The 15,483-nt window shown below is 38.6% G+C and carries 10 protein-coding genes and 1 tRNA gene; 5 read left to right on the top strand and 6 right to left on the bottom strand.

The window, feature by feature from the left end:
- Positions 1-19 precede the first annotated feature (19 nt).
- The 3 genes from BM073_RS00685 (at position 20) to BM073_RS00675 (ending at position 7,794) form a co-directional block, all read left to right on the top strand.
- On the top strand, positions 20-3,526 hold the full coding sequence (locus BM073_RS00685; RefSeq protein ID WP_091648873.1) for a gliding motility-associated C-terminal domain-containing protein: 3,507 nt from the start codon (positions 20-22) through the stop codon (positions 3,524-3,526).
- Between the two features lie 179 nt (positions 3,527-3,705).
- A complete protein-coding gene (locus BM073_RS00680) occupies positions 3,706-6,453 on the top strand; it encodes a hypothetical protein (protein ID WP_139217412.1) in 2,748 nt (915 codons plus the stop codon).
- Between the two features lie 108 nt (positions 6,454-6,561).
- Positions 6,562-7,794, top strand: a complete 1,233-nt coding sequence (locus tag BM073_RS00675) for an MFS transporter (protein ID WP_091648868.1) — start codon at positions 6,562-6,564, stop codon at positions 7,792-7,794.
- Between the two features lie 32 nt (positions 7,795-7,826).
- On the opposite strand, the gene BM073_RS00670 is transcribed toward BM073_RS00675, so the two are convergent.
- Both BM073_RS00670 and BM073_RS00660 read right to left on the bottom strand, forming a co-directional pair.
- Positions 7,827-8,084 (bottom strand): hypothetical protein, encoded by a 258-nt coding sequence (locus BM073_RS00670; RefSeq protein WP_091648865.1) that lies wholly within the window; start codon positions 8,082-8,084, stop codon positions 7,827-7,829.
- A 345-nt stretch (positions 8,085-8,429) separates the two neighbouring features.
- Positions 8,430-8,503, bottom strand: a tRNA-Arg gene (locus BM073_RS00660).
- Between the two features lie 271 nt (positions 8,504-8,774).
- Between BM073_RS00660 and BM073_RS00655 the strand changes: the two genes are divergently transcribed.
- Positions 8,775-9,521: a porin family protein gene (locus tag BM073_RS00655; RefSeq protein ID WP_091648859.1), complete on the top strand. Its 747-nt coding sequence runs from the start codon at positions 8,775-8,777 to the stop codon at positions 9,519-9,521.
- Positions 9,522-9,570: 49 nt separating this feature from the next.
- On the opposite strand, the gene BM073_RS00650 is transcribed toward BM073_RS00655, so the two are convergent.
- Together BM073_RS00650 and rpoN are read right to left on the bottom strand one after the other, a co-directional pair.
- Positions 9,571-10,047: a phosphatase PAP2 family protein gene (locus BM073_RS00650; protein WP_245756334.1), complete on the bottom strand. Its 477-nt coding sequence runs from the start codon at positions 10,045-10,047 to the stop codon at positions 9,571-9,573.
- 143 nt (positions 10,048-10,190) lie between these two features.
- Positions 10,191-11,645, bottom strand: a complete 1,455-nt coding sequence (gene rpoN / locus BM073_RS00645) for an RNA polymerase factor sigma-54 (protein WP_091648850.1) — start codon at positions 11,643-11,645, stop codon at positions 10,191-10,193.
- A 175-nt stretch (positions 11,646-11,820) separates the two neighbouring features.
- Between rpoN and asnS the strand changes: the two genes are divergently transcribed.
- Positions 11,821-13,272, top strand: coding sequence for an asparagine--tRNA ligase (asnS, locus tag BM073_RS00635; protein WP_091648841.1), 1,452 nt, complete (start codon positions 11,821-11,823; stop codon positions 13,270-13,272).
- A 67-nt stretch (positions 13,273-13,339) separates the two neighbouring features.
- Here the strand turns inward: asnS and BM073_RS00630 are convergent, their stop codons facing one another.
- Both BM073_RS00630 and BM073_RS00625 read right to left on the bottom strand, forming a co-directional pair.
- The gene (locus tag BM073_RS00630) at positions 13,340-14,182 is read right to left on the bottom strand and encodes a DUF3667 domain-containing protein (RefSeq protein WP_139217410.1); all 843 of its coding nucleotides are present in this window, start codon (positions 14,180-14,182) and stop codon (positions 13,340-13,342) included.
- 68 nt (positions 14,183-14,250) lie between these two features.
- Positions 14,251-15,438 carry an MFS transporter gene (locus BM073_RS00625; RefSeq protein ID WP_091649653.1) on the bottom strand — a complete coding sequence of 396 codons (1,188 nt, stop codon included), beginning with the start codon at positions 15,436-15,438 and terminating at the stop codon, positions 14,251-14,253.
- Positions 15,439-15,483 lie beyond the last annotated feature (45 nt).

Here is a 15,483-nt window from a genome sequence, read left to right as displayed (position 1 = left end):
GTGGTTGACTCCAATAAAAATGCATTTGAATAAATTGAAAGACTTACACTCCAACTATAGAGCAACAATTTTGCTCTTGTTAGGAGTGTTTTTTTTTTCAATTATACTCACACCTAGCAGCGCTAATTTTTCAGAAGATGAATTTGATTTTCCATTAGTAAATCAACCCGATCTTCAAGGTCCTGAAACGCTATGTTTTCCACTGGGCGGAGAAAGTGTAATTGGAACTTTTTCTGGGGGAGGTATACCTGCTGCTGATGTTTATTCTTGGAAAATATTTGGCCCAAACAATTCTCTATTACTATCTATTTCTGGGGGTGCTCTTCTACAAACAATTAATTACACCTTTTCAATTCGAGGAGTTCATCGGGTAGAACTTTCTGTGAGAAGAGGCGTCTTGGTCTTTCCTCTTCAAACTCTCAATGTATTAGTCCAAGACAGACCCACTCCTGCCTTAAAAGCTAAGTATTCTCTTTGTGGAACAGACCCATTAAATCTTACAGCCATTAATCCTTCATCCCCAAACTTTGCCTCTTATGAGTTTATTTGGAGAGATGGATCGGGAAATGAAATTGGGAATGCGAATAACTTAACTGTCGTTAATTCAGGTAAATATTTTGTTACTGTATTCGTCCCAAATAGTTCTGGAAAATCTGAATGTGTCACTAACCTTTCGACCGAAGTTAGCAACTCATCTGATATAAAAGTTGAACAAAGTTTAAGTTCTATTTGTGAAGATCAAGGAATTACTTTTTCAACTAATCCAAGTAGCGTTGGAAACTGGTATTTAAACAAAGCTGGGGAAAGCTCAAGAACTTTTTTAACCACAAGTGAATCTCTTTTTATTTTTCAAAACCAACTTAATGATGGTTTTGGAGATTACGAAGTCACCTATGAGGTTATCAATCCTGATGCAGTAGATTGTGAAATATTAATCCAAAATACATTCACATTTAATCCAATCCCGGACTTTACAATCATAGGCTCAATTGGATCGAGTGGCTGTAACATACCCGATGGAGGAGTTCAAATTAGGGCAAATACGAAGATCGATTATGTCATTGTAGAAGGAACTTCTGTCGTGTCTCCATCCCTTGAGCCGGGGGATATATTTACTTTATCTGGATTAGAGTCAGGGGCATATAATTTGATAAGCTTTTTAGGAAATTGTGGGAATTCTTATGCCTCAGTTGTCCCATTAGATAATCCTCCAACCGAACTAAATTTCCAAATAACAGATGAAAAGGGGGAAACATGTACACTTGATGGAAAACTTAATGGTAGCTTCAAGGTCAACTTTCTCAATGGGCCTATAGATGGTTTTTATCGAGTTTTAGGTGAGAAAGGAGCTATTTATAAGAATGAATCCTTTTCAGATAAATCGGATTTATTGATAGACGTTCCGGGAGGAAAATTTGTCTTCGAACTTTATAATCAAGATTCCTGCTCACTACCCAAAAAAGAGTTTGTTGAAATCCCCGGAAAAGAGCTTGTTAATTATTCCATCCCAGGTGATCTTTTTATCTGTCAATCTTTTGAACTCACTCCTCAAACTACCCAAGCACTAGAATTTGAGTTAATCAGTCCCTCCAATAATTCAGAGTTCAGGAACGTAAACGAGCCATTCACTATTACAGAAGAAGGGACTTATAAGATTATAGGGCGGCTTCCAAATCAGGATGATTTATGTCCTGTTTCCCAAACTTTCCGAGTCACTTTGGTAGATCCTGTTGAATTTGAGGTGGTACTTAACGAAGAAGACTGTTTAGGAAATAGAACCTATAAAGCTGAAATTTATGATAGGGACTCTACCTCTGTAATATTTACTTGGTATAATGAAAATGACGAGGTGGTAGGGAATAATCAGTTTCTAAATCCAACAAGCACCGGTACATTCAAGCTAGAAGTTCAACCTGCCAATAGCTCCGCTTGCCCTATTCCACCCAAAGAATTTGAAATAGAAGATCCTGTTTTGTCGGTAGATGTTACACTAACTACTACCAAGCTCTGTGAATTCGGCCCTGAAGCCATGATTACTTTGGAAACTACTTTTCCAGATGCAATAACAGATATTGAATGGAGGCGATTTGATGAAAATGGAGATATTATTGAGCTACCTGAGTTAAAAAATCAAACTGAAATTACTACTCGAGTCGGGGGAACTTATGAAGCTTCAGTGTTCAGCATTATTCCTGATATAAACAAAAATTGCGAACTTGGAAGATCCTCTGTTGAATTAGATCTTACTCCGGAAAAAGTTCTTTTCGACATTCCTCAGGAAATTACCATATGTGAGCGCTATGATCTTCTCCCAACCACTAATCAAAATCTGATATTTTTCGTAACCACCCCTTCGGGTGAAGAGCTAGAAGGAAATTCAGGCGATTCTTTTGAACTTATCGAGCCAGGAACTTATACCTTCTTGGCATTTGACAGTGATAGCCCTACTCCATTTTGTCCAGAGCAAAAAGAAATTGAAGTAAGTATTGTAGAGCCAGTAGTTTTTGAGCCCATATTATTTGAGGAAGATTGTTCCGGAAGCCGAATTTATCAAGCCTCCTTATCAAATTATCAAGCCAACGAGGTAGAAATTTTTTGGCGAGACGCTAATGGGACAATTATCGGAGGAAATGAATTTCTTCAGATATCTAACCCTGGAGCTTATAGTTTAGAGGTTCAACCTGCGAATTCAACCACTTGCCAAATTGAACCGATTTCTTTCGAGTTTGAGCCTCCAGTTCTTTCTTTGCCTCTAGCTCTTGAATCTGACCCTTATTGTCCAGATGCAAGCTCAACAAACATTAGGCTAGATACAGATTTTGATGAGGTTTCAAGAATTGAGTGGTGGTTTACAGATATTAATGGAACATCGACTCAATTAAGCAACTTTACCAATCTAAGAGAGATTTCAGTAACCAACGAAGGCAGCTACGAAGCAAGACTATTCAACTCAATCCCATGCCTTTTAGGTACGGAAAGTGTTTTGATTCTGAAAAGTCAGGATGTAGTCAGACCTGCTTTAGAGGAGAATTATCTAATATGCCCAAGATATGAAATAGCTCCTGTCTTAAATCCTGGAAACTTTGCTTCCTACGAGTGGTACTTTGGAGAACAATTAGTCTCTACCAGCCCAACATACAAGCCTAATCTGATTGGAAATTATTCACTGACAGTTACGAGCCTAGAAGGCTGCTCCTATTCCACTACCTTTACAACAGAAGAAGAATGTGAATTAAGAGTAAGTTTCCCTACAGCACTTACACCAAGTGACCCAGATAAGCAATTTTTGATTTACACCAATTATCTGATTGACGAATTAGATGTTTGGATTTTCAATCAATGGGGAGAATTAATTTTTCATTGTGAAAATAAAAATCTTATTTCCGAGGAGTCAACTTGTCCATGGGATGGGACCTACCAAGGAAGGAAGATTCCAAATGGAGCATATACCATCCGGATAAATTATTCAAATACAGAGAGGAATATAAATCAGACGACAATAGGCTCCCTGCTGGTTGTTGAATAAATCCAACCTACTTACCATCTTTTTAAGGATGGCAAGTTTCTCCTCCAGATTTTTATATTTAAGAAACAATTAACCGTATTCCTTATTTTGGTTGGATTTTTGATCTTTGAATGATGAATTAAGCTAAGCTTATTTCCTCAAAATCAAGTAAATTAGATATCACCCAACGAAAGGAATCCGTGAAAACAAATGCTCAATTTCCTAAGTGGAAGATTGGGGTATTGTTTATTCTGTTTTTGGTTATGACAGGCGGCCTTGCCGCAAAAAAAGTCATAACTGAAGCAATTCAACCTAACTCTTCAAATCATGCTTATCAAGCTGACCCCAACTTGGTAGGCCCTGAAAATCTATGTATTATTTTCGGTGGAGTTATCGGTACTTTCAGTGGAGGAGGTGATCCTCAGGATGTTTATTCCTGGGAGGTTACAGATCCACAAGGAAATGTGATTTTTGACCGAACCGGTGGAGGCCCACAGTTTGAAACCGTTAAGGTAGCATTCAATGAGATAGGACTTTATAAGGTAGAGCTTAGCGTTAGAAGAGCTACATCTATTATCTACCAAGATGATTTGACTGTAAATGTCAAGAAAGGACCAGAATTAGTTCTATTGCCTGATTATTTGATTTGTAGCTATACCCCTGTTCAACTAACTGCAATTGATCCAAATACTTCTACTATTTCAGATTATACTTTTATCTGGAAAGATTTTAATGGAAAAGTAATTGGAGACCAAAACACGGTCACTGTGCTTGATGAAGGCTTTTATCAAGTCGAATTATTTTTGACCAACAACACCTCTGGTGCAGCAGAATGTTTAATCACCGGAACTACCTATGTAGGACCATCTCTCGACTTTGAGATTCAACTTAGTAAAAGTGCCATTTGTCAAGGCGAAGCCCTATCTGCTGGGTTAGATACGCCTTATCCTGGTGATTGGAGCATTATCAAACCTAGCTCAAACGATAAAACAGATTTAGGGTCGGCTTTTGAAATCCCTTTAAACAACACCGACATTTCAAGTCCAGGAGAGTATACAATAATTTTTAGTGCTATTGACCCAAATTACCCTGGTTGTAGATCAGAAAGAAGGAAAATATTTACGGTAAATGAATCACCGAATCTAAACTTTACAATTCAAAACAGGCCTGATAACTGTGTAGTAAATAATGGTGCATTTACCATTAATGCTTCAACAGATTTAGACTCATTGATAGTGGTAGAGATTGGTTTCTTCCAGTCTAATGTGCCGGAAAATCAAGTAGTTTCGCTTTCAAACCTTGAAGCTCAGATCTATACTATTTCAGCCTACTCCAATGGTTGCAAATTAACCACTCTACTAGACCTAGCTCCTAAAGATCCCCCTATTAACACAGGTGATGTTCCTGATATCAATGAACCAACTATTGAAGTTGAGCCTGAAACCTGCGGTGCAATTGGAGTTAACCTAGGAAAGTTAAAACTGATATTCAACCAAGGAAATGTAGACGGTGAATATAGAGTAATGTCTAATGGAATTGGTACCATAGTAAAAGGATTTATCCAAAATCAGCAAGTGGTAGAACAGACATTAGCAGGGGGGACATATTTTTTAGAATTAAATATTGACGGCTGTGCCTACCCTACCCAAGAAATAATCATCGAGTCAAAAAATCTTGTAAACTTCAGCGTTCCCAAAAAAATCAATATATGCGAAAGCTTCGAATTGATTCCTGAAACTTCAGAAGATTTAATCCTTACCCTGACAGACCCTTCAGGCAATGAGATCACAAAAAACTCGGGAGAGCCATTTATCCTCACAAAAGGTGGGAGTTATTCACTTTTGGGGAAAGCTTCAGATAGCTCCACTGGAGGCTGTCCAAAAAGAACTACTTTTGAGGTCAACGTGATCCCTAAAATCAATTTCGATCTAATCCTTTTAGAAGAAGATTGCTTTGGGAACAAGATTTATAAGACCGAAATCACAGGTTTAAAACCCGAACAAACGTCTATCCGCTGGCTCAATGAATCTGGGGATATAGTGGGAAGAGGAGAATTATTTTACCCCACCTCCAATGGGAAATTTACTTTAAATGTTCAACCATTAGAAACTGGAAGTTGTCCAAATGAACCTATAGCATTCGAAATAGAACCTCCTGTCCTATCTGTTCCAATGGATTTGAGTGCATCTAAGATCTGTCCTGAGCCGGGCACATCAACTATTACTCTTAGCACAACAAAAAGCGCTGTAAACCGCCTTGAGTGGATTTACTTTGATATCAATGACAATAGAGAAGATTTACCTCAATTTCATAATCAATTTGAAATAGAAGTCACTAGAGAAGGTAGCTACGAAGCCGTCGCTTTCAATAAAATAGGCTGCGAGATCGGAAGAAATTTTATTCAAGTTGAAAAAAGCACCTTTTTAACACCTCCTAATCTGGAAGAGGTCTATACAGTTTGCTCCAAGAAAAATAATCTTCCCGGTATAGATCCCGGAGATTATGCCAGCTACGAGTGGTATTTTGAAGAAGATTTAGTTTCAACAAATAGGATTTACAAACCAGACCAAGTAGGAACTTATTCATTAATTGTTACTACGATTGATGGCTGCGAATTTTTCTCCACCTTCACGACTTATGACGCATGTAACTTTAAAGTGGTATTCCCGAATGCTATGGTGTTGAATGACTCCAACAGAGACTTCAGGGTATTAGTATCCCTGGGGGTAACAGAAGCGGAGGTTTTTATTTACAACCGAACGGGAGAATTGATTTTTCATTCTTTCATAAATGAAATACCAATAGAAAAACCTATTCTTAACTGGGATGGAAGAACTCTGCAAGGGAATAAAGTTCCGTTAGGGACCTATGCAGTTGTACTTGCTTTGAGAAATAAAATTTATGGTTTTGAGGAAAAAATAACCAGCTCACTTTTTGTAATCGAATAGGTAGGATTAAAATTTTTATTGGCGGAAAAGCCCGATTGCAATATTTTTCCTATTTTCAAACGTTTCAATCGAATGCATTATCAATCCTAAATCCAAAAAACCTATTCTATGACTCAAGCTATTAACCGTAACGCGCTCTTCAATGCAAGCTGTCTCGCGCTGATTACCACGGCCTTTACCTTTGCAATCCGTGCTGGAATTCTTCCGCAACTCGGAGAGGAATTTGGGCTTAGTGCCGAGCAACTTGGTTTCATCAACTCCATGTGGTTCTTAGGCTTCCCTATTTCAATGATTCTTGGAGGTCTATTTTACCACTCAGTTGGTCCAAAAATCATCATGAATATTGCCTTCTTAACTCACACTATAGGTATTCTGATGACAATATTTGCTGATGGGTATACTACTCTTTTGATTTCCACTTTATTTATCGGCTTCGGTAATGGATGTACAGAAGCTGCATGTAACCCAATGATTGCAGATATGTACACTGGAGTTACTATGAATAAAATGCTGAATAGATTCCATATGTGGTTCCCTGGAGGTATTGTTCTTGGCTCTCTTATTTCAAAGTTCATGACCGATGCTGGATTTGGCTGGGAAGCTCAAATTTGGGTTATGATGGTGCCTACCGTTGCCTATGCCGTTCTATTCTTTGGAAAAGCCTTTCCTAAACCAACCGTCGAAGGAGTTACTTCTGTTACCAGTAACTTAAAGGCAATGATCAGCCCGCTTTACATCTTCCTTTTCATTTGCATGGCTTTGACAGCTATTACTGAATTTGGAACTCAGCAATGGGCAAATGTGGTACTGGATAGCTCTGGAGCAAGCGGTATGTTGATTCTAGCTCTTACAACCGGAGTAATGGCTGTAGGTCGATTCTTCGCAGGTCCAGTGGTAGGTAAACTGGGTCAAACCGGAGTACTTCTAGGAGGAGCTATTTTCGCAACTATCGGTATTTACTTATTTAGCATTGTTACTGGCCCAATGGCTTACTTTGCGGCATTTATCTTTGCTATTGGAGTATGTTACTTCTGGCCTGTAATGGTAGGTGCAGTAGCTCAAAGAGTACCTCTTAGTGGGGCCTTGGGCATGTCTATCATAGGTGGTGTCGGAATGTTCTCTACTGCGATTTGGCAACCTGTCATCGGTAGCTGGATTGATTCTGCAAGAGCCTCCAATTTAGCAGCGGGTCTTAGTGGTGCTGAATTAGAATTGGCAACCGGTCAGGAAACTCTTCTCAAGCTTACCATTTTCCCATCCATATTAATTGTGCTATTCATTGTCTTATTTATCTGGCAAAAGAACTCCAAAAACGTTCCTTCGGTCACAGCAGCACACTAAAATTTAAAAGCAGCCTTCGGGCTGCTTTTTTTTTATTGACAGGAATAACTTTCGTATTCTTCTCTAAAAAGAGACCATAGCTTTCCATTTTCATCTCGATATGTGATTGCCTCAGTTCGAATGGTCACTTCCAAACTATAGGGAGTTTCTATGACAGTACCATCTACCAACAAAATGGTACATGGCCCGTCAATTCGCTTAATATCTTTTAAGCCGATATCTTGCAGCCAGCTGTCGCAAGATGAAAAAAAGAGAATTAAAAGAATAATGAAATTTCTCGCTATGCGCATATAATTACTAAACTACTCCTAAAGTAAGTAGAACATATGAAAAAAAGAAAATAGCCTATTCAGTGAAGGGCTTTATGAAACCTGCCCACATTGAAAATTTCTTGGCTTCGCATCACGTCTTTCCAAAATAAGATGCTCCAGGTATCTGAAAAAATTTATCAGTGCTAAAAACAAAAAGCCCAACCTTGATGGGTTGAGCTTTATCGTGACCTCGTCAGAGCCTGTCCCGCAAAGCGGGAATTCAACCTTGAAACCTCCTCCTTTAAAAATCAAAAATATCCTACCAGATAAAAAGGCTTCAGGTTGAAATAAAAAAGCCCAACCTCGATGGGTTGAGCTTTATCGTGACCTCGTCAGGATTCAAACCTGAAACCTCTTGAGCCGTAATCAAGTGCTCTATTCAGTTGAGCTACGAGGCCGAAATGGTTTGCAAAGGTACTTATAAATCGATTTTTTCCAAATATCTCTCTGAAGCTTTTTTACAAAGGTAGAGGAGGAACTCATTTCGACACTTAAGAATTATTAAGAGCAAAAACAGGTTAATTCCTCAGGGATTTTCTATTTTTGCCCGCAATACATTGTAATTAAGCACTCTTTTAATTCAATTGAGCAGATAGGCAGTCAGACCATCATTCAAGACTACCCGCCATGCAAGATTACATGTGACTATTGAAAAACATTAACCAATACATGAAAAAATTATTTATAGTCCTTTTAGCATTTTCAATTGGCCCATTCGCGCTTGCTCAAGAAACAGTACAGAAACCAAAAGTTCCTGTAGGCGGAAGACCCAATATTCCCGCAGATCTAGTTGTGGAATTTGGATTCAATGTGCTCAACAACCGACCTGAGGATATGAGTACAGGTTTTTTTGGATCCCGAACGCTCAATATCTACTACCAATATCCGATTTCAGTATTCGGTGCTAATTCCGGTTTCACTTTAGATCCTGGATTTGGTATTGGCACAGACAAATTGGCTTTTAATGATGAGATGAATCTTTTCAATGATCCATCTAAAGGCCCTGAGTCCAGTGATTTCCTGGAGTTGACAGATGTATTTGGGGATGATATCTCAGTAGATAAGAATGTTTTCTCGCTGAACTATTTCGAAGTACCTCTTGACCTGACTTACCATGTCAATAGAAATAATTATACTAAAGGATTTCGGGTAAGTGTAGGTGGAAAAATTGGCTTCCTTTATAATGCCCATTCCAAAATCAAATACACAGATGAGGATGGTTTGACCAGAAAAATCAAAGACTCTCAGAATTATGGCTTAGAGAAATTGAGATATGGCCTAACCCTAAAGGCAGGTTCTCCAGGATTCTATGCTTGGAGCTATTTTGGACTCAACAGGTTATTCCAAGAAGGACAAGGTCCAGCTGCTAACCAATCACAGCAAATTAGTTTTGGAATTGCAGTGAATCTATTCTAAGCTTTGAATAAATTATAAGAAGAAACCGGGTTTTTCAATCCGGTTTTTTTTATCCCCAAACCCAAAGAAATCCCCAAAAGCAGGTAAAAAAGCCATAGAAAAAGCCAATATAAACCTCCATGGGATTATGGGCATTCAAAAACAATCTTGAAGTACCAACCACTCCAGCGAGCAATAAAGCGGCTAATAAAGGGTAAAGTATGGTGAAATTCGGGAAATTCATTCCTAGAACAACTACCAATGCTAAAAGCCCTCCTACCCCAGTCATATGAGCAGACATCTTCCAAAAAAAGGTGACTATCGTTAAGATCACCACAACCGCAGTAATTACTGCCAAGGATTGCCATAATATGGGGTCTAATTCAGACATCTCAAACATGAAATAGACCGTCATCAAAAAATATACTGAGGTCACACAAAAAGGAATCAGTCGGTCTTTGATATCGATCATATGAAGACTCTTTACTGTACCACTAAGTCTCAGTCCAAGTATCGTAATCATTGGAATAGCTAAAGTGGATAACATGATCAAATAAAAGATCCTTACTTTAAATTCAAAAGGTACACTACTTGCCTCGGGTACCACAAAAAGAATCATACCAAAAACCAGTGTCGGTATAATCAATGGCTGGAAAATAACCGAAATAATCAGCGCTAGACTTCTCCCCACTACAATTCTTTTCTAAGTCTCGCCACTGGAATCTGTAATTGCTCTCTGTATTTGGCAACAGTTCTTCTGGCTATATTATATCCTTTTTTATTCAGCATTTTCACAAGCTTATCATCTGAAAGCGGTCTCTTTTTATCCTCTTCATCTACCATAGCCTGCAATACAGATTTCACCTCCCTATTGCTGACATCTTCCCCACTATCAGTAGCAATACCTTCAGAAAAGAAATACTTTAAAGGATAAACGCCAAATTCTGTCTGAATGGATTTACTGTTGGCTACTCTGGAAACAGTTGAGATATCCATGTCTATTTTTTCTGCTATATCTTTCAGAATCATCGGACGTAAGTTCGTTTCATCCCCATCCAAAAAGAATTCTTTTTGATATTGTAAAATAGCCTCCATGGTTCTCAATAAAGTATTTTGACGTTGTTTGATCGCATCGATAAACCATTTAGCAGCATCTAATTTCTGCTTGACAAAAGTGACTGTCTCCTTCAGTTTTTTGTCCTTTTTGTCAGATTTATCATAGGCATCAAACATATCCGCATATGATCTGGATATTCTTAACTCAGGAGCGTTCTTGGAGTTCAAACTTATTTCCAATTTCCCTGAATTATTGGTCAAAATAAAATCCGGTATAATGTACTGCGTCCGAACTAATCCCTCGGAAACCCCTCCCGGCTTTGGATTTAACTTTGTAATCAAGTTGACAGCATCCTTGATCTCGTCTTCATTCAAATCGCATTTCCTCTGGATTTTAGAGTAATGCTTTTTGGTAAATTCCTCAAAGCAATCATGCATGATTCGTAAGGCATGCTGAACTGTGGGATCCTCAGGATGCTCTTTTCTTTCCAATTGTAGAATGAGGCATTCCTGAAGATTTCTTGAAGCAATTCCGGCAGGATCAAAAGTTTGAATCTTTCGCAGAATTTCCTCTAACTCATCTATATCCGTCTCTATATTTTGGCTAAAAGCCAAATCATTGATAATCGCCTCAAGATCCCTTCGGATATATCCATCATTTTCAATACTTCCAATAAGCTGCTGCCCGATTATTTTTTGCCTCTCATCCAGCTTTAAAAAATTGAGCTGCTGAATTAATAATTCGTGCAAAGAAGCCTGAGAAGAAATAGGAATCTCACGATCTTCTTCATCTGAATTGTAATTTCCATCACCCTGCATTTTGTATCCGCCATACTCGTCATCCAGATAATCATCCAGATTTAGATCTCTGTCATCAGATCCAAGGTCCTCATCGTAAGAGTCCTCATATTCGTCTTGAGCTGGGTCTTCCTTCTCATCTTTTCCTTCTTCCAGTGCTGGGTTAATCTCCAATTCTTCCTCAATTCTAGCATCCAATTCTGCTGTAGGAACCTGCAACAGCTTGATAAACTGTATCTGCTGTGGAGAAAGCTTCTGTGAAAGTGACTGGCTAAGATTTAGCTTTTGCATTGGAAATTGAGTAAAACCTGCATTTTGGGTTCAAAAAAGGACTTTTTCAGAAAAAAAGCCCTGAATTCAAAGTTAGGAAAAACAAGCAAATTTTTGATAAAAAGCTTATTTAATCGTTTTTTTGCAGACTATAAAAAATTCGGCTATCAGCCTTATTTGAAACCAAAACGAAATCATGGCATTCAACAAGCGGGTAAAAATCAAGACCATCCTAGAGCAGGGTCTAATAGGTAGTGAAATCACATTAATGGGTTGGGTTCGTACCAAGCGATCTAACAAGAATGTTTCCTTTATTGCCATGAATGACGGGTCTATCATTACCAATTACCAAGTAGTGGCTGATCCAAATGTCATTTCGGAGGATATTCTGAAAAAATGCACAACAGGAGCCTGTCTCAAAATCACAGGAACAGTGGTTGAATCTCAAGGTGCAGGGCAATCCTCAGAATTGAATGCGAAGAGCATAGAAGTTTTGGGCGAGGCGGATCCAGAGAAGTATCCTTTACAGCCTAAAAAACACTCCCTTGAATTCTTGCGTGAAATCGCTCACTTGAGAATGCGTACAAATACATTTGGTGCAGTTTTCAGAGTAAGACATGCTTTGGCATTTGCAGTGCACCAATATTTCAATGATAAGGGTTTTTTCTATATCCATACTCCTATCATCACCGCTTCTGATGCAGAAGGTGCAGGGGAAACATTCAAAGTAACAACTCTGGATATTGGAAATCCTCCAAAGACCGAAGAAGGGAAAGTGGATTTCAAGCAAGACTTCTTTGAAAGAGAAGCTAATTTGACTGTATCTGGCCAATTGGAAGGAGAGCTGGCAGCCATGGCACTTTCTGAAATCTACACTTTCGGTCCTACTTTCAGAGCGGAAAATTCCAACACAACCCGCCACTTAGCTGAATTCTGGATGATTGAGCCTGAAATGGCTTTTTATGATGCAGAAGACAACGCAGATTTAGCCGAAGACTTCCTTAAATATTTGATCCGATATGCTTTGGATCATTGCCAAGAAGATTTACAATTCTTGGAATCCAGATTATTGGATGAAGAAAAATCTAAGCCGCAGGACCAGCGTTCAGAAATGAGCTTGCTGGAAAAATTGAAATTTGTAGTAGACAATGAATTTGTTCGTATTTCATATACTGAGGCTATAGATATTCTAAGAAACTCCAATCCTAATAAGAAGAAGAAATTCCAATATCTGATTGAATCCTGGGGAGCTGACCTTCAATCTGAGCATGAGCGATATTTGGTAGAAAAGCATTTCAAAAAACCTGTAATTCTGACAGACTATCCGAAAGAAATCAAATCATTCTACATGCGTCAAAATGATGATGGAAAGACAGTTGCTGCCATGGATATTCTATTCCCAGGAATAGGGGAAATCATCGGGGGTTCCCAAAGAGAAGAAAGACTTGATGTGCTTCTTCAAAGAATGGATGAAATGAACATTCCAAAAGAGGAAATGTGGTGGTTCTTAGATACAAGAAGATTCGGAGCTACACCTCATGCAGGATTTGGATTGGGCTTTGAAAGAATGGTCCAGTTTGTAACAGGAATGGGAAATATCCGAGACGTGATAGCATTCCCAAGAACTCCAGGAAACGCAGAATTTTAATTCAAAAGCTACACCCTTCAACAAAAATCCTCGGCAAAAATGTCGGGGATTTTTTTTTAATATTTGATTAGGTAACAGTCCAAAAAGTAACCCAAAACAATATATATCGATAAATTATAAAACTTGGAATAATAAATATACCCAAGAGTATCCCTCTCCATAATGCACCTTTATTGGAAGTATCATAAGCCCTTTTAAGCATTGTAAACATATAGCCTATTATGATCAGCATAAAAATTATTGATAAGCTCAATTCGTTGATGCTTGATGCTAAACCGAATGAGAATAAACTCGAAAACCAATTGAATAATGTCGGAAAAAGCACCAAAATAAATAAGGTGTAAAATCCATAGAAGTATGCAGATCCGGCAAAAAAATCAATGAGATAAAGCTTTTTCTTTCTTAAGAAAAGAAGTTTTAAAAAAAGGCCTTGGAGTACTACCAAGACTATTAAGAGTAATTTACCATTGGCATTGGAGGCTCGTTCATACTCGACTTTGAATACATCAGGATCGACTTGCCTAATTTCCAAATACTGCTCCACAACCGGTCTCACTGATGAGCTATAGGGAAGTTGGTACATTTGTACATCCAGAGTAGTATTGAATGTCGAGATGACTGGAAAGATGAAATAAATCAAATTAGCGAAGAAAAAGAGCTGAAGAGGAGAAAGGTATTTTTTCCGAATTCCGGCGACAAAGCTACGAGTCAATTCACCAGGCTTTGTTATTGAAAGCTTGATCGTTTTGAAAAACTTTCCATCAGCAAAAAAAACTGAGGCTACAAATTCCTCCAAAAAATGAATTAAGCTTTTATCCTTTTGATCAATTTGCTTCTCTCCGCATGAATGGCAGAAAGTACCCTGAAGCTCTGTTCCACAATTGACACAAGAAGATTTTCCTTTTTCCATTGAATAGAATTCATCCCAAGCTTTCAATATCTCGAATTATTCCATGAATTCAAATAACAATGGCTTTCCTAACTCACGACCTTCACTCTTCTGGCCAAAGGGATGCACAGTAGGCTGAAGAAAATAGCGATATATCCGACCAAATTAAAATTAGTCAATTCTCCTGCTGCATTTTCTCCAATAATGAGCCCTGCAATTAAAGATGCCAAACCCGTAGCCAATTGTTGAATCGCTGAATTAAAGCTCAAAAAACTCCCCCTATTTTCGGGCCGCGCGGTGCCCGTAATAATTGCTGCAGCGGGCACATATCGTCCATTGGAAGTCACAAAAAACATTGTCGACACCAATAACACATAAGGAATGGGCGTTACTCCCAAATTGGTAATTATCGCAATTGGAACCACATTCAGGGTCATGAAAATCGTAAAAATCCGGAGTTTCCCATACTTGTCAGACATCTTCCCAACCCAAGGAGAGGTAAAAATAGTAAAGGCTCCACCAGCCATGTAGATATAGGTTAACTGCATTTCCGTAAAGCCAACATTAGCCACTGTGTAAGGACTCAAAAAGGGAATGATCATAAACTGCCCAAACATCATCATTACAGAAAGAGTGATTGCCCGCATTTGATTGGGGTTGCTTGTAACTCTGCGAACCACTTCCAAGGGATGAGGTCTGACAATTTCTTTTCCAAGATGCTCGGTGATATTGGGAACGTATTGGAAAATCATTCCTAAGCTAATTACAGACAAGCCCGTTAAGATATAAAATGGGGTATGCCAGTCCGACAAACTGGCTAAAAACAAACCTAAAGGAACACCTAAAACAGAAGCAACTGAAAAAGCCGCCATGACCAATCCCATGGCTCTTCCCCTTCTTGCATCTGGGATAACATCGCCAATAATTGCTAAAATCAGAGCGGAAGTCAGCCCTCCAAAAAGACCCGAAACAATCCTTGCTGATAATAAAATCGGGTAAGTTGGTGACAATGCGCAGCCAAGGGTAGCAACAGAGAATCCCACATAAACCCAAAGCAAAATCTTTTTTCTATCGAATCGATCTAGAAAGAATGCTCCAAAAAAACTGGAAATACCTGCGCTAAAAGTATAGGAAGATACCAGCAGTCCAAATTCCCGGGGAGATATCTCAAACACACGCATCAACTGCGGACCTAAAGGCATCAAAATCATAAAATCCACGATGTGGATAAAATTGATAGCTGCCAAAGTCCAAAGCAGTAATTTTTCCTTCTTCATCAAAATTGCTTTAGCCTTGAACCACAAGAAAAAAAATAAAGTTTG

Source organism: Algoriphagus ornithinivorans, assembly GCF_900115305.1.
Lineage (GTDB): Bacteria > Bacteroidota > Bacteroidia > Cytophagales > Cyclobacteriaceae > Algoriphagus > Algoriphagus ornithinivorans.
This window is presented reverse-complemented; position numbering and strand designations above follow the sequence as displayed.